This is a genomic window from Klebsiella sp. G-Nf4 (assembly GCF_002810615.1).
Classification (GTDB): Bacteria; Pseudomonadota; Gammaproteobacteria; order Enterobacterales; family Enterobacteriaceae; genus Klebsiella; species Klebsiella variicola.
In genome coordinates this window covers 668,570-682,574 of the sequence record NZ_PION01000001.1, presented here as the reverse complement: position 1 = coordinate 682,574, position 14,005 = coordinate 668,570, and the positions used below count along the sequence as shown (strand labels likewise).

Below are 14,005 nucleotides of genomic sequence, written 5' to 3'. Positions count from 1 at the left end.
GCGCCAATGTTACAGGTGAGTCAGCTACATCAATACTACGGCGGCAGCCATATTTTGCGTGGGGTGGATTTTTCCGCCCGCCAGGGCGAAGTCACCTGCCTGCTGGGGCGCAATGGCGTCGGTAAGACCACGCTGCTGAAATGCCTGATGGGGCTGATCCCGGCGCGCAGCGGTGAGGTACGCTGGCAGGATCAGAACATCACCCATCGCAAACCGCACCAGCGGGTGCAGGCCGGGGTCGCCTACGTCCCCCAGGGGCGCGAGATATTTCCGCGCCTGACGGTGGAAGAAAACCTGCTGATGGGGCTGTCGCGCTTTCCCGCCCGCGAAGCGCAGCAGGTGCCGGAGGAGATCTACCAGCTTTTCCCGGTGCTCAAGACCATGAAGCAGCGGCGAGGCGGTGACTTATCCGGCGGGCAGCAGCAGCAGCTGGCGATCGGCCGCGCGCTGGCCAGCCGTCCGCAGCTGCTGATCCTTGATGAACCCACCGAGGGGATCCAGCCTTCGGTTATCAAAGAGATTGGCGAGGTGATCCGCCAGCTGGCGAGCCGCGGGGATATGGCGATCCTGCTGGTGGAGCAGTTCTATGATTTTGCCGCCGGGCTGGCGGACCACTACCTGGTGATGTCGCGCGGCGCCATCGTCCAGCAGGGCAAGGGCGGTGATATGGAGCGCGACGGCGTGCGCGCCATGGTGACCATCTGACCAGGCCGGCGGCGTGCGCGCCGCCGGTTTGCGGGCTATTTGCGCAACAGCCGCTGCAGGCGCGCCTGGCGCCAGTTTTTGATCCATTCGCCGAACACGAACAGGCGTAATCCTCTCACCACCAGCAGGGCGCCCCAGATCAGGGCGACCCAGCCGGACCAGTAGTCCTGTGGATTAGTGAAGCGGTTGAGCACCGCCAGCAGCACGCAAACCACCAGCGCCACCGACAGCGAACGGAAAAAGCGGCTCTCCTGATGCACCCGCGCTTTGGCTTCCTCTATGCGCAGATCCAGCGAGGCTTCCGGGCCCGGCGCGCCCTCCCGCGAGGCTTCGCCGCCGATCTCGGCCACCGTGACCTCAAAGACCGCGGCGAGGGCGCTGAGAGTCTCCAGCCCCGGGCGTTCGCCATTCTCAATACGCTGGATCGTGCGGACGCTGAGACCCGCCATTTCGGCCAGCTGCTCCTGGGACCAGGCGCGCTGTAGCCGTAATTGTTTGACCTGATTGTTGCTGTTCATATTCGTATGCTCCATGACGTTCTGCGGATGTAAACCTGTGATGGAGTATGGTGAACCGGGCCGCCAGCCACCACGACAGCGACCCGACAACGGCCCGACATCAACCCGACAGCCGCATGCCAGCTTGCGTCAGGCGTTGGCCAGCGGACAATCCGGCTGCCAGGGACGGGCATTCATCCCGCGGAAAATCATCAGCCAGGCGGCGATAATCGCCACGATAAGAATGACAAAAAGCGACCAGTGCGGCAGATGGGTGAGGATCATCCCGGTGAACATCGGGTTGAATGCCGCGCCCAGCCACCCCAGCGACTGGGCGGAGAAGTAACTGGCCTTCATCCCCGACGGGGCAATATGGTCAATCAGCATATACTCCCCGGGGGCATAAATCACTTCCCCGAGGGTGAAGATCGCCGCCGAGATCCCCCATGCCCACAGGTTGGCGCCAGAGAACATAAAGCCCACGAGGCCGATAACAAAGCAGACGGTGCCGAAGGTCATCAGCGGGCGAATATTTCTGGCGCTCAGTCGTCGGCCAACCGCGTACTGCAAAGCGACCACCACCGCGGCGTTAACCGGCAGCACGACGGCCACCACTTTCTCGGCGAAGTCACTGCTGGCGACCACCAGTACATACTGCGAGAGACAGGAGGCGAAAGCGCCGCTGACGAAGGAGGCCAGCAGCCCGGAGCAGGTAAACCACAGCAGCGCCCGGTCATGCAGCAACACTGAGGGAGACCAGGCGGCATCACCCGGCTGGGCCGCGGCCACATCCCGCTGGAGAAACAGCTGAATAAACACCAGTGGAAAGGCGGCGCAGGCGGCCGCCAGCCAGAACGGCAAATTGATGCTGTGCATCACCAGCAGCGTGCCGATGGGCGGCCCGACGGTCCAGCCGATATTGAGGATGGTATAGTTTAGCGAGAAGATACGCGCTTTTTTCTCCGGCGTCAGCCGGTCGGCGAACCAGGCTTTTAGCACGGTGGAAAACACCGAGTAGGCGCAGTTGATCAACGCAAAGAAGATCACCACCAGGATAGCGTTATTGACCAGCGGTATCGCGCTAAATCCCAGAATAAACACCAGCACTGACCACACCATATAGCGCTTTTTGTCGAACTTATCCGCGAGGATGCCAAAGCCCATACTGAACAGCACGCCGACCACCAGCGCCAGCGACAACGCGTAGCCAATCACATCGACATCCAGCTGATAACGTCGGGTGAGGTAGATAGTCATAAACGGCAGTGTGGCCCCGCGGCCAATAGTTAGCAGTAACGACGATGCCAGCAGCGCGATGGTGGAGCGCCTGAGAGTGGTGATCATGATTTCCTTGCCTGTCATGTTGTTATAATTTTATGTCTTCGATCACAAATAACATGCTCATTACGCCTTGTACAGGTCAGCCCGGTCGCCGGGCGCACTTCCTGGCCTGCCAAAAATAATGATCTATCCTGGCGGCCGCTTTTTGGTTACTTTGATTTTGTTCACAAAAATTCTAATAACGACAGAGGCAGGGTATGACGAGGAAAGATGGACTGCTGGCGCTGCTGGTAGTGGTGGTGTGGGGGCTTAACTTTGTGGTGATTAAGCTGGGATTACACAATATGCCGCCGCTGATGCTGGCGGGGCTGCGCTTTATGTTGGTCGCCTTCCCGGCGCTGCTGTTTGTGTCCCGGCCTGCCATCCCGCTGCGCCTGCTGCTGGGTTATGGCCTGACCATTAGCTTTGGTCAGTTTGCCTTTCTGTTCTGCGCTATTGGCCTGGGTATGCCTGCCGGGCTGGCTTCGCTGGTACTGCAGGCGCAAGCCTTCTTTACCATTATTCTCGGCGCCTTCGTCTTTGGCGAACGTCTGCAGGGCAAGCAGCTGGCGGGGATCGCGCTGGCGATCTTTGGCGTGCTGGTGCTGGTGGAGGGCAGCCTCGGCGGGGAGCATGTGCCGCTGGTGGGCTTTATGCTGACCCTGGCGGCAGCGCTCAGCTGGGCCTGCGGTAATATCTTCAACAAGAAAATCATGTCGCATGCCGCCCGGCCGCCCATTATGTCGCTGGTGGTGTGGAGCGCGTTGATCCCGGTGCTGCCGTTTATGCTGGCCTCATGGCTGATTGATGGCCCTCAGACCATGCTGGCGAGTCTGCAACACATCGATCTGCTGACGATACTGTCGCTGCTCTATCTGGCGTTTATCGCCACTATCGTCGGCTATGGTATCTGGGGATCGCTGCTGGGGCGCTATGAGACCTGGCGGGTGGCGCCGCTGTCGCTGCTGGTGCCGGTGGTGGGGATGGCCAGCGCTGCGCTGCTTCTGGGGGAGACGCTGAGCGGGCTGCAGCTCACCGGGGCGGTACTGATTATGGCCGGGCTCTATATTAACGTCTTCGGCTTACGTCTGGTGCGGCCGGGTATAGCGCGCGGATAAAAAAAAAGCCCCGAAGAAGGGGCTACACAATTATGCGTGTAATGGCATCACAGGTCGTGCTGCTGGTAGTACGGCACGCCCAGTTCGTCGGATTTATCACTGCCAGCCGCCATATGATTGAAATCAAATGGCGAATCGTTATGTTCCGAAGGGATAATCATTGTATCACGCTGGTTTTGACGCACCGGCGTGGTGTTTTGCTCCGCATAGCTGAGGCTGGAGACCAGCGACAGGAGTACGATAGCTGCGATAGCGAATAATTTCATGATTTCCTCAATACGTCTTTGATAATACAGGCGATTAACATCAGTTATTTAGCGGATGCAGATAGCGGGATTCGCCAGGTACATTCGTTATGCGATACTTGTGGGGCGGAACATCGAAATAGTTCTTGAACGTTCGCGTCAGGGTCTGCTGCGACTCGAAACCGTAGCGTTCCGCCAGGTACAAAATGGGCTCATTGCTCTGCTTGAGCTTTTGCGCAATCTCCGTCAGCTTGCGGCTGCGGATGTACTGGCCGAGGGAATGGCCGGTCTCTTTCTTAAACATTCGTTGCAGGTGCCACTTGGAGTAACCTGAACGCTCAGACACTTTTTCCAGCGACAGGGGCGATTCCAGGTTATCCTCGATCCACGACAAAATACTATGGATAGTGATGGCGTCATTATTACGTCTGGACATCATCTTACCTCTTCTTATTTTACGGCAGGACCTTCTTGAGTAGTTGCTCAAGCGCGACGACTTCGTCCGCCGACAGATTTTTTGTTAACTCCTGGTGTAACTTCTGACCCACAACCTGATGACACTGCTCGCAAAGGGCTGCGCCGTCCGGTGTCAACTGCACCAGCACGCCGCGCTTGTCAGCGGGGTTGGGTAACCGTTCAATCCAGCCTTTGCACGCCAGGCGGTCGAGCATACGCGTCATCGCGCCCGGGTCGACGGAAAGCACGGTTTTCAGCTCAACGGGGGTAATACATACCTCGCAACGAATGGAACAGAGCACGCGAAACTGGGTCGCGGTAATATCCATGGGTGAGAGGTAGTCGTTGAGCAGGCGATCTTTTTTCTGGTTAACCATCTGGATCAAGCGGCCCAACGGGATCATTTCATTAAACAGGTCGCTGGTACTTTTCATGATGATTGCCCAGGCAATTAATTAGTTGCAAGTGATACTATTGCCCAGGCAATCATAAGTCAACATTATGAATTGGCCGATGCCACGATTTGCTAAAATAAAAAAATCCGACGTGGGTCACTGTTTATGGTTTTTCTAACGCTTGTTAATTTTTAGCGGAAGTGGTTTATCAGCAGGCTGGCGGCGAAAGTGTCGAAGCCGGTATACTCACGGAACGAAACAATACTTAAAAAATGAATATTAACGGGACTTTAATTAACTATGTTCGATTTGTTTAAAGCAATAGGGCTTGGCCTGGCGGTGCTTTTACCGCTGGCAAACCCACTCACAACCGTGGCGCTGTTCCTCGGCCTGGCGGGCAATATGAACAACGCCGAGCGGAACAAGCAGGCGTTGATGGCATCGGTGTATGTGTTCGCCATTCTGATGGTGTCGTGGTATGCCGGTCAGGTGGTGATGAATACATTCGGCATATCAATACCTGGGCTGCGTATCGCCGGGGGATTGATTGTGGCCTTTATCGGTTTCCGCATGCTGTTCCCCCAGCAAAAAGCCCACGATTCGATGGAAGCGAAGATCAAATCGGAAGAACTGCAGGATGAACCGACCGCCAATATCGCCTTTGTGCCGCTGGCGATGCCAAGCACTGCCGGTCCGGGCACCATCGCGATGATTATTAGCTCCGCCTCGACCGTTAAGCATGGCGTGGACTTCCCGGAGTGGGTGGTGCTGGCAGCGCCGCCGATCATCTTTTTGCTGTTAGGGGTGATTCTGTGGGCTTGCCTGCGCAGTTCCGGCGCGATTATGCGTCTGGTAGGCAAAGGCGGCATCGAGGCCATTTCGCGACTGATGGGCTTCCTGCTGGTCTGTATGGGCGTGCAGTTTATTATTAATGGCGTGCTTGAGATCATTTCGACCTGGCACCCCTGATCGCCCCGGATGGGATGAGAGACAACAGCCTGCCGGTAGCCATGCCGGCAGGCTTTTTTATCGCGGTCACTCAGGAGTGGTGCGGTTGATGGTCTTCCAGCGATACCGGCCAGCGGCGGAAGATCATCAGAGACCATACCAGCGCAGCCAGCGCCGGGATGGCGCCGATGTAGCCGATGGAAGCCATCGACAGATGCAGACTCACCTGGCTGCCCACCAGCGCGCCAGCGCCAATACCAATATTAAAGATGCCCGAGAACAGGGACATGGCGACGTCGGTGGCATCCGGCGCGGAAGCCAGCACTTTTACCTGCATACCGAGGCCGATAATCATGATCGCCACGCCCCAGAAGATACTGAGCAGCATCAGATGATGTGCATTGTCCGAGGCAGGCAGGAGCAACAGCAGGCAGGCCAGCAGCAGGACGATAGCGATGCTAATCAGCCCGGAAGCGTGCTGGTTGCCGAGCTTACCGAACAGAATGCTGCCGATAATACCGGCCCCGCCGAGGATCAACAGCAGCACGGTAGCAAAGTTGCCGCTCAGGCCCGCCACCGTCTGGACAAAGGGTTCGATATAGCTGTAGGCGGTATAGTGGGCGGTCACCACCACCACGGTCAGAATATAAACACTGACCAGCGCCGGACGGCGGAACAGCACCGGCAGGCTTTTCAGCGAGCCAGAATGTTCGCTCGGTAGCGTCGGCAGCAGTTTCACCAGACAGGCAAGGGTGGCTAACGCGCCCAGGCCAATCGCCAGGAAGGTCATTCGCCAGCCAAAATACTGTCCGATGATGCGGCCAATCGGAATACCGAACACCATCGCCAGGGCTGTACCGGTGGCGATCAGGCTCAGCGCCTGTGCCCGTTTACCAGGCGGCGCCATGCGGATGGCCAGCGCTGAGGTAATCGACCAGAAAACCGCATGCGCAAAAGCGATGCCAATGCGACTAATTACCAGGACGTCAAAACTCCACGCAAAAAACGACAGAACGTGGCTGGCGATAAACAGAATAAACAGGCCGATGAGCAGACGCCGGCGCTCCATTTTGCTGGTCAGCAGCATAAACGGCAGCGACATCAGCGCCACCACCCATGCATAAATGGTGAGCATCATACCCACCTGGGCGGTTTCCATGCCGAAGCTGCCGGCAATATCGGACAGCAGACCGACAGGGGCGAATTCTGTGGTGTTAAAAATAAACGCGGCGATGGCCAACGTCACGACACGTAGCCACGCTACCTTGCGTGAGACCGTATTCGTAGTCATAAGCTCTGGATGGGTGATTCAAGGGAAGATGTGACGGTGATCTTAAAACGATTACTGGCGAAAAGACAATCATTTTGTGATCTTCATCTCATTTCGCTGCAAGTGGCTGGCAGCGGTTAAGCAATTAATTTTGCTATGGATAGTGTCAGGGGAGCGCTTTTATGTCATGTTGAAGGAAAGTAAAAAAAGTAAGGACAGTGTATGCAGGAAATTCAATTTTATCTGGTCGATGCCTTCAGCGATAAAAACTTTGGCGGTAATGCCGCGGCCGTTTGCCCGCTCAGCGAGTGGTTAGCGGACGATGTATTGCTGAAAATGGCCCAACAGCATAACCAGTCCGAAACGGCGTTTTTCGTCCACACCGACGAGGGCTATGAGCTGCGCTGGTTTACCACGCTGGGCGAGATCAACCTCTGCGGCCACGCCACCCTGGCGACGGCGCATGTTATTTTCGAGTATCTTGACCATCCCTCGGCGACGATTACCTTCAGCACCCGTTTTGTCGGTGAACTGCTGGTGACCCGCAGCGGCGACTGGCTGACGCTCGACTTCCCGGCGTGGTCGACCACCCCGGTGGACAACCCGCCGGCGGACCTGCTGGCCGGACTGGGACTTGAGTCCGCCGTCGAGGTGCGGGAAGGGCGTGATTATCTGGTCGTGCTGGCGGATCGCCAGCAGGTTGAAGCGGTGCAGACCGATATGGCACGTCTGCAGAAGCTCGGCAAAATGATCTGCGTCAGCGCACCGGATGAGGAGTATGACTTTGTCAGCCGCTTCTTCTGCCCGGGAGAAGGGGTGCCAGAGGATCCGGTGACCGGCTCCGCCCACAGCATGCTGATCCCCTGGTGGGGCGAAAAGCTGGGGAAAACCACCATGATGGCGCGCCAGGTCTCCGCCCGCGGCGGCGACCTGCGCTGCCAGTGGCAGGGCGACAGGGTGCTGATTAGCGGCCAGGCCACCACCTATCTGCGCGGAACGGTTTACCTGCGTTAATCATGGCCCCGCGTCGCCCCGGAGAGCGGCAATCTACTTCCGCTCCCTGGGGCGACATAGCATCAGCCCAGCGATGCGCCGCCACACATCACCAGCTCCTGTCCGGTCATCGCCGATGCGCCCTCGCTCAGCAACCAGCTCACCAGAGAGACCACTTCCTGCGGAGTAATGAGTCGCCCAAGCGGCGGAAGCCGCGGCGGGGAACTTTCTCTGCCTGGCTGATGAAGCATCGGCGTATCGGTTGCCCCGGGGGCCACGACGTTGACCGTCACCCCGGCAGGCGCCAGTTCTGCCGCCCAGCTCCTGGCGAGAGCGACCAGCGCGGCTTTGGTGGCCGCATACTGCGAGCGACCAGCGGCGCCTCGTGACGTACGGCTTCCCAGCAGAACGATCCTCCCGCCCGATCCCATGGTCGGGGCGAAGTGATTGACCAATGTCTGAGCCGCATCGACGTGTAAACGCCACAGCGACTCGCTGCGCTGAGGGTCCAGATTGCCCAGGGTGGCTGCCGCCATTGAACCCGCGGCGTGGATGATGGCCTGAGGAGGCTCAATCTGCTCCAGCGCCGCCAGCAGCGCGCTGCGTTGGCTGACGTCGACCATCAGATGGCGAAAGTTCGGCTGTGAAAAGGGCGGCAGCGAACGGCTCAGACCGACAACCTGCCAGCCGTCCGCCAGCAACTGCCTCACCACCGCGGCGCCGATCCCGGAACTGGCCCCGGTCACCATTGCCCGCTTCATTGCGCCTCCAGCATCGCTGCCGGGATCTTGAATACCGCCTTTCTGACTGGCGCTGGCGTCGAAACCGCACACAGCGCCTGGTGCGGTTCGCCGGGGTAAAAGACCGCGAAGTCGCCGGGACGCAGCAGAATAGAAACACTCTCCGGGGCCGGCTGACATATATAGAGGTCGGGCTTAAGCTCATTATCTTCTGGCCGCATCGCGGGAGCCATGCCCGCCTGGATCCGCTCCTCGCCAGCCAGGATGACCTGAATATCCGCCCACTGGCGATGATATTCCGTGTGCCGCTCGGCCGCAGGCTGCGTTTGCGCCACACTGAGGGTGCAGAACCACGACGCGCCGTCGGGCTGGAAGCGGCCATCCTCTCTGGCGCTGAGCGCGGCCAGCGAACAGGCCTCGCTGCTCAATAGCTGCTTTAACGCCGGCGGCAGACCAGCCTGCTGCAGCGCCTGCAGATTACCGATAATCATGCGTTTTCTCCTTTTACCCACTGCGGCGAGACGCGAACATACTTGATCGCCTGGCGGTACCAGGTGTAGGCGATATGCAAATTACCGTCTTCTCCCTGTTTGATACTGGGGTAGGAGAACTCCCGATTCAGCTTCTGCTCAGAATTGTTGGTCATACAGTAACCATCGCCCTCATCGAGATTGCGCAGCCACGGCCAGGTGACACCGCCATCGGCTGATATAGCGACGGTCATCGGCGCGCGCGGTGCGCCCCAGAAGGCGCTTTTCTCGGTTGCTTCCGGCTCCTTACGGCCATCCTCGTCAGCAATTTCATCATACAGCGAGGCGCGGCGTTCCGTGGCGCCGGCGGCGCTCATATTATTGAACACCAGCGCCAGTTCGCCATTGTCCAGAGTGGTTGCCTGGATTGATGAGTTATTGTTCGGAAGCGTCGTCGGTACCGGCGCCGACCAGCTCTCTCCCTGGTCGCTGGACTGGCTGAACCAGATATGGTCCGCCCAGCGGCTGCGAAAGAAGGCCGCCAGTCTGCCGTCGGGAAGCGGAGTGATACTCATATGGACACAGCCCAGGCTCTCCGGGACCGCCACGTCACGCCAGCTTTTGCCGCAGTCTGAAGAGATCTTCACCGCGCTGACGTCATTGTTACCCACCCATTTCTCGCCGGGTTCGGTTCGGCAGTAAAAGACCGGCAGCAGCCAGTTGCCGTCAGGCATAACGCTTATCGGCTGGCGAATAAAAGTACCCGGCTGATCCAGCAGCGTATCGATGGGCCCCCAGCTTCGTCCGCCATCGTGGGAGAGGCGGTAACGCACAATGGCGGTATCCTGGTTTCCGGCAAATTGCGCTGTCCACAACAGCCACAGCACGTTATCGGGCGCCTGAAACAGCACCGGGTTTTGTTCCGAGCGGTCTGGGTCATCAGATAGCTTAACCGCCTCACTCCAGCGATCACTGCCGGGGGCTAACCGCGATCCCCAGATAGAAATATCGGCTTTTCCCTCCTGGGAGCCGCCGAACCAGACGCACATCAGACTGCCATCATCCAGCGGCAGCAGATTGGCGGCATGATTTTGCGGGCAGGCGCTGGGGAGCATTGCCCATGCGATGTGTTCATCTTGCTGGTGCTGGCGAATGACGCCGTCAAAAGGAGGAATTACGGTCATATTTTATACTCCACGTTGCTCAACTGGGGCGGGGGATGGTTGTGATTTATTCGGGATCAGGCGGTCAATCACCATGATGATGGCCGGGGTCGCCAGGGCGACATACATGTTGTTGATACCGAACGGGTCGCCGAGTAAATACCAGGCGGACGTCACCACACAGGCGCCGATCAGACCTGCATTCGCGCCACGGGTGCTTTTGAAGAAGGGCGCGTAGAAGGCAATGATCGCCACCACGGTAATCGAAAGGCGAATGGCGCGAGTAAAGAAGGAGAGTTTCAGCACCTCCGGTACCAGCAGCACAAAAATCAGCGGCAGGAAGCCGATAATGAGCGACGCCCAGCGCGTGGCTCTGAACTCCTGGTCCGGGGTTGGGTTGCGCCATGGTACGTAAAAATCCTTCACTACCAGCGAGGCAATGGCCAGGGCCACGGTACTTACGCTGACGAAAATCGATGCAACAAGTGACGTTGTCACCAGACCTGCCAGCCACGGGTTCATGTCCTGCAGAAACACCGGCAGGGCGTACAAACTATTGATTTCCGGATGCAGGTATTTCGCCGCGACGCCGATAATGGCGATGGCAAAGGCGATAGGCAGGCAGAAAAAGAAGGCGATCCAGGTGGAGCGTTTCGCGGACTGGACGTTTTTGGTTGAGCTAATGGCCTGAATGACAAACTGGGTGCAAAAAATAGAGCCGACGGTACCGATGAGCCACGCAAAGATGGTGCCAGCGCCAATGTTACCATCCCACGTCCAGTAATAATCCGGCATCTTCTCAATCATCGGCGAGAAGCCGCCGGTTTTGGACAGCGCAAAACCCAGAATGATCAGCAGACCCACATATTTTAACGCGCTGTGTAACATGGTGACCCAGGCGACACCCTTCATGCCGCCGAAGGCGAAATAAAAAGTGCTGACGATAGCGGTAATAAAGGCGGCTACCGGTAAATTCACCTTTAATACGGTGGAGATGGCTGCGGCACCGCTGACGTAATTGCCCACGTTAACCAGCAGCAGCGCATAAATCATAATCAGGGAGATAATATTTTTGGTACTGGTGCCATATTTTTCAGCGATGGCGCCGGAAATGGTGATTTTTCCGGTGTTATAGATGCGTTTCACCAGGATTAAACCGAACAGCGGAAAGCCGATGGCTGCCCCCAGCACGGACCACGAGGCGGCAATCCCGCTTTCAAAGGCGGCCTGAGCGGTACCGATGGTCGATTTGGCGCCGATATATTCTGACATCAGTAATATACCGACAATAAAGGCCGGCATGGCGCGCGAGCCTTCCATAAAATCCCCGGAATTTTTACTACGAATGCGAAATGTCAGCCAGGTGGTAAACAGAATATAAGCAATGACGATGCCGACAATAATAAAGGTATCTTCAGCGGTAAAATGATTCATCTTAGCCTCTCTCTGGGCATACGAATCCTGGGTACGGCTGTACCCGGTCCGTTTTATTAACCAAGCGCAGTGGGTATTACGCTAAATAACGGGCAATGATGTCGCGTATCTGCTGCAGCTGTTCGTCGCTAAACTGCACCGCGTAGCGGCTATCGCCCACCTCATGGCCCATCAGCTGCAGGGCTTTTTTCACTGCCGCGGGTGAGAACGCGACGTTGTAAAGGTCAGTGCGCAGGCCCGTCACGCGCTCCTGCGCCTGGCGCGATCCGGCGATATCCCCGGCGTGAAACAGCGACCAGATCGCGTTGATTTCCGCGGGGGCGACGTTGGCAAGCCCTGAAATGCAGGCCGAGCAGCCATCGACATACCCCTGATGGATAAGCGAGTCCGGCCCGTTCAGCACGTCGAAACCGTCAATGTCGCGCACGGCGTCAAGAAAGCCTTTCAGGCTGTCGTAGCTGCCGGCGCTGTCCTTAATGCCGACGATATTCTCGTGCCGAGCCAGCTGGCGCGCCGTCTCCGGGGCAATGGTGTTCCCGGTGCGGGCGGGAATGTTGTAAAGAAAGAGCGGGACGCTCAGCGCGTCGGCGATCGCCGTATAGTGGTTAATCAGCTCCTCCTGCTTCAAGGGTACGAACCACGGGGTAATGGCCGATACTGCGTCAACCCCGAGTCGGGCGATCTGCTGGCCCAGCCGGCGAGTCTCGCGGGTGGATATCTCCCCGATATGCGCCACCACCGGCGCGCGTCCGGCGGCTTCTTCCACGCAGGTTCTGGCGACGGCGATCTTCTCTTCCTCATTGAGGACAAAAAACTCGCCGTTGGTGCCGCCGCAGAAAATACCGTTGCCCGCGGCGAGCTGACGCTGCACCTGCTGGCGTAGCGCTGGCAGGTCAAGGGCTCCCTCGGCGGTAAAGGGGGTGACGATGGCGGTGAGTACGCCGCTAATAGCTCTCCTCATTTTCTTTCTCCTGTTATGCATGTTCTGGAAACAGCGTTTGATAGATAGCCGCAATCTCTTCGCGGCTGACGCTGCAGGGGGCGTTATTCATCAGGCGCTTGACGTTTTGCGCCGCTGCGCTGAGAGCAGGGATGCTCTCCCTGGGCACGCCGAGCGCGGCAAGGTTGTCCGGCAGAGGCAGTCGTTTCACCAGCGCCGCCAGCCACGCGACCAGCGCATGGGATTTCTCTTCCTCGCTGAGCGTGCGATCTGCATCGGGGATCAGATCCCAGACCTGAGCGAATTTTGCCACCGCGTGGGGGCGGACCACCCGCATGCAGGGCGCCAGCAGAATGGCATTAGCCACCCCGTGCGGCAGGTGCCAGGTACCGCCAAGCGGATAGGAGAGCGCATGCACCAGATGGGTGCCGGCATGGTTGATTGCCGCGCCGCCGTACCACGAGGCCCAGAGCATCTCCAGCTTCGCCGTCAGATCCTGCGGCTGATCCACCGAACGTTCGATATGCCGCACCAGCTTGTGTAAACCGATTAACGCCGCGTTGTCGCTTACCGGGTTGGCGACGGTGGAGGTAAAGCATTCCAGCAGATGACACAGGGCATCGATGCCGGTCGACGCCGCGATGCTGGCCGGCATGCTGGTGGTCAGCTCGGGCAGCAGGGCGACATAGTCCGGCAGCAGCACCGGGGAGATGATCCCCACTTTGGTCTGCTGCTCGGGGATCGCCAGAATGGCGTTCGGCGTCGCTTCGGAGCCGGTGCCGGCGGTGGCCGGGATCAACAATGAGCTAATCCGTCGTTGCGGCAACTCGCCTGCCAGCAGGGCCGTCAGAGAGGGCGCCTCAGGATGCAGGAGCACCGAGAGCAGTTTCGCCACATCCAGCACGCTTCCCCCGCCGATGCCCACGATCATCTGGGGCTGGCTGGCACCCAGCTGGCTGACAATCTGTGCCACATCGTGATGGCTGGGCTCTGCCGGTACCGTGTCAATGACCTCAACCTGACGCCCTTCGGCCGCCAGCAGGCGATGGATCGCCTGGGTCGCTTCCAGCGCGCCAACGTTCTGGTCGGTCACCAGCAGGATGCGGGTTTTACCTGACAACAGCGGGAGCAGGGCCGTTGAGGCGCCCGCCCCGCTAATGATTGTGCTGTGTATCGTCGCCACGCGTTTCTCCTTGGTAGTAATTGATTGAATTCAATCATTCATGAATCTAGTCACTCGTCTGGTGGGGAAAAGTTATAATTTATACGGCAGTTTAATAACTTGAGCTTGCTCACATTTAATCAAATATG

The 14,005-nt window shown here is 58.3% G+C and carries 16 protein-coding genes; 4 read left to right on the top strand and 12 right to left on the bottom strand.

The window, feature by feature from the left end; translation table 11 throughout:
- The first annotated feature begins 6 nt into the window (after positions 1–6).
- The gene (urtE, locus tag CWM57_RS03415) at positions 7–705 is read left to right on the top strand and encodes an urea ABC transporter ATP-binding subunit UrtE (RefSeq protein ID WP_016160988.1); all 699 of its coding nucleotides are present in this window, start codon (positions 7–9) and stop codon (positions 703–705) included.
- A 35-nt stretch (positions 706–740) separates the two neighbouring features.
- Here urtE and CWM57_RS03410 read toward each other — a convergent pair whose 3' ends face one another.
- Together CWM57_RS03410 and ydeE are read right to left on the bottom strand one after the other, a co-directional pair.
- The gene (locus tag CWM57_RS03410; RefSeq protein ID WP_023297587.1) at positions 741–1,223 is read right to left on the bottom strand and encodes a helix-turn-helix domain-containing protein; all 483 of its coding nucleotides are present in this window, start codon (positions 1,221–1,223) and stop codon (positions 741–743) included.
- Between the two features lie 129 nt (positions 1,224–1,352).
- Positions 1,353–2,546: an efflux MFS transporter YdeE gene (gene ydeE, locus CWM57_RS03405; protein ID WP_100675617.1), complete on the bottom strand. Its 1,194-nt coding sequence runs from the start codon at positions 2,544–2,546 to the stop codon at positions 1,353–1,355.
- Positions 2,547–2,740: 194 nt separating this feature from the next.
- Between ydeE and eamA the strand changes: the two genes are divergently transcribed.
- On the top strand, positions 2,741–3,640 hold the full coding sequence (eamA, locus tag CWM57_RS03400; RefSeq protein WP_061154654.1) for an O-acetylserine/cysteine exporter: 900 nt from the start codon (positions 2,741–2,743) through the stop codon (positions 3,638–3,640).
- Between the two features lie 47 nt (positions 3,641–3,687).
- Here the strand turns inward: eamA and marB are convergent, their stop codons facing one another.
- From marB to marR, 3 genes are read right to left on the bottom strand one after another with little or no spacing between them, the layout of a single operon-like run.
- The gene (gene marB, locus CWM57_RS03395; protein ID WP_100675616.1) at positions 3,688–3,906 is read right to left on the bottom strand and encodes a multiple antibiotic resistance protein MarB; all 219 of its coding nucleotides are present in this window, start codon (positions 3,904–3,906) and stop codon (positions 3,688–3,690) included.
- Between the two features lie 40 nt (positions 3,907–3,946).
- Positions 3,947–4,321: an MDR efflux pump AcrAB transcriptional activator MarA gene (gene marA, locus CWM57_RS03390; protein ID WP_002904397.1), complete on the bottom strand. Its 375-nt coding sequence runs from the start codon at positions 4,319–4,321 to the stop codon at positions 3,947–3,949.
- Between the two features lie 19 nt (positions 4,322–4,340).
- Positions 4,341–4,775: a multiple antibiotic resistance transcriptional regulator MarR gene (marR, locus tag CWM57_RS03385; protein ID WP_008804963.1), complete on the bottom strand. Its 435-nt coding sequence runs from the start codon at positions 4,773–4,775 to the stop codon at positions 4,341–4,343.
- A gap of 261 nt (positions 4,776–5,036) precedes the next feature.
- Between marR and CWM57_RS03380 the strand changes: the two genes are divergently transcribed.
- Positions 5,037–5,705 (top strand): MarC family NAAT transporter, encoded by a 669-nt coding sequence (locus tag CWM57_RS03380; protein WP_002904403.1) that lies wholly within the window; start codon positions 5,037–5,039, stop codon positions 5,703–5,705.
- Positions 5,706–5,775: 70 nt separating this feature from the next.
- Here CWM57_RS03380 and CWM57_RS03375 read toward each other — a convergent pair whose 3' ends face one another.
- A complete protein-coding gene (locus CWM57_RS03375) occupies positions 5,776–6,975 on the bottom strand; it encodes a sugar transporter (RefSeq protein WP_074385915.1) in 1,200 nt (399 codons plus the stop codon).
- A 201-nt stretch (positions 6,976–7,176) separates the two neighbouring features.
- Between CWM57_RS03375 and CWM57_RS03370 the strand changes: the two genes are divergently transcribed.
- Positions 7,177–7,968 (top strand): PhzF family phenazine biosynthesis protein, encoded by a 792-nt coding sequence (locus CWM57_RS03370; protein WP_074385914.1) that lies wholly within the window; start codon positions 7,177–7,179, stop codon positions 7,966–7,968.
- 62 nt (positions 7,969–8,030) lie between these two features.
- Here CWM57_RS03370 and CWM57_RS03365 read toward each other — a convergent pair whose 3' ends face one another.
- The 6 genes from CWM57_RS03365 to CWM57_RS03340 form a co-directional block, all read right to left on the bottom strand.
- Positions 8,031–8,708 (bottom strand): SDR family NAD(P)-dependent oxidoreductase, encoded by a 678-nt coding sequence (locus CWM57_RS03365; RefSeq protein WP_074385913.1) that lies wholly within the window; start codon positions 8,706–8,708, stop codon positions 8,031–8,033.
- Positions 8,705–9,178 carry a YhcH/YjgK/YiaL family protein gene (locus CWM57_RS03360; RefSeq protein ID WP_074385912.1) on the bottom strand — a complete coding sequence of 158 codons (474 nt, stop codon included), beginning with the start codon at positions 9,176–9,178 and terminating at the stop codon, positions 8,705–8,707. Before CWM57_RS03360 ends, CWM57_RS03365 begins: the two co-directional genes overlap by 4 nt.
- Entirely contained in the window at positions 9,175–10,341 is a 1,167-nt protein-coding gene (locus CWM57_RS03355; protein ID WP_074385911.1) for a sialidase family protein, read from the bottom strand. Before CWM57_RS03355 ends, CWM57_RS03360 begins: the two co-directional genes overlap by 4 nt.
- A gap of 3 nt (positions 10,342–10,344) precedes the next feature.
- The gene (locus CWM57_RS03350; RefSeq protein WP_100631884.1) at positions 10,345–11,754 is read right to left on the bottom strand and encodes a sodium:solute symporter family protein; all 1,410 of its coding nucleotides are present in this window, start codon (positions 11,752–11,754) and stop codon (positions 10,345–10,347) included.
- Positions 11,755–11,830: 76 nt separating this feature from the next.
- Complete coding sequence (locus CWM57_RS03345; protein ID WP_100631883.1) at positions 11,831–12,715, bottom strand: dihydrodipicolinate synthase family protein; 885 nt, start codon at positions 12,713–12,715, stop codon at positions 11,831–11,833.
- A gap of 13 nt (positions 12,716–12,728) precedes the next feature.
- On the bottom strand, positions 12,729–13,877 hold the full coding sequence (locus CWM57_RS03340; protein WP_100675615.1) for an iron-containing alcohol dehydrogenase: 1,149 nt from the start codon (positions 13,875–13,877) through the stop codon (positions 12,729–12,731).
- Between the last annotated feature and the right edge of the window lie 128 nt (positions 13,878–14,005).

Coding starts and splice junctions, on each gene's coding strand:
- CWM57_RS03375 (WP_074385915.1), bottom strand. CDS start 6,975: ATGACTACGAATACGGTCTCACGCAAGGTAGCGTGGCTACGTGTCGTG.
- marB (WP_100675616.1), bottom strand. CDS start 3,906: ATGAAATTATTCGCTATCGCAGCTATCGTACTCCTGTCGCTGGTCTCC.
- eamA (WP_061154654.1), top strand. CDS start 2,741: ATGACGAGGAAAGATGGACTGCTGGCGCTGCTGGTAGTGGTGGTGTGG.
- marA (WP_002904397.1), bottom strand. CDS start 4,321: ATGTCCAGACGTAATAATGACGCCATCACTATCCATAGTATTTTGTCG.
- CWM57_RS03360 (WP_074385912.1), bottom strand. CDS start 9,178: ATGATTATCGGTAATCTGCAGGCGCTGCAGCAGGCTGGTCTGCCGCCG.
- CWM57_RS03370 (WP_074385914.1), top strand. CDS start 7,177: ATGCAGGAAATTCAATTTTATCTGGTCGATGCCTTCAGCGATAAAAAC.
- CWM57_RS03365 (WP_074385913.1), bottom strand. CDS start 8,708: ATGAAGCGGGCAATGGTGACCGGGGCCAGTTCCGGGATCGGCGCCGCG.
- marR (WP_008804963.1), bottom strand. CDS start 4,775: ATGAAAAGTACCAGCGACCTGTTTAATGAAATGATCCCGTTGGGCCGC.
- CWM57_RS03410 (WP_023297587.1), bottom strand. CDS start 1,223: ATGAACAGCAACAATCAGGTCAAACAATTACGGCTACAGCGCGCCTGG.
- ydeE (WP_100675617.1), bottom strand. CDS start 2,546: ATGATCACCACTCTCAGGCGCTCCACCATCGCGCTGCTGGCATCGTCG.
- urtE (WP_016160988.1), top strand. CDS start 7: ATGTTACAGGTGAGTCAGCTACATCAATACTACGGCGGCAGCCATATT.
- CWM57_RS03345 (WP_100631883.1), bottom strand. CDS start 12,715: ATGAGGAGAGCTATTAGCGGCGTACTCACCGCCATCGTCACCCCCTTT.
- CWM57_RS03355 (WP_074385911.1), bottom strand. CDS start 10,341: ATGACCGTAATTCCTCCTTTTGACGGCGTCATTCGCCAGCACCAGCAA.
- CWM57_RS03350 (WP_100631884.1), bottom strand. CDS start 11,754: ATGAATCATTTTACCGCTGAAGATACCTTTATTATTGTCGGCATCGTC.
- CWM57_RS03380 (WP_002904403.1), top strand. CDS start 5,037: ATGTTCGATTTGTTTAAAGCAATAGGGCTTGGCCTGGCGGTGCTTTTA.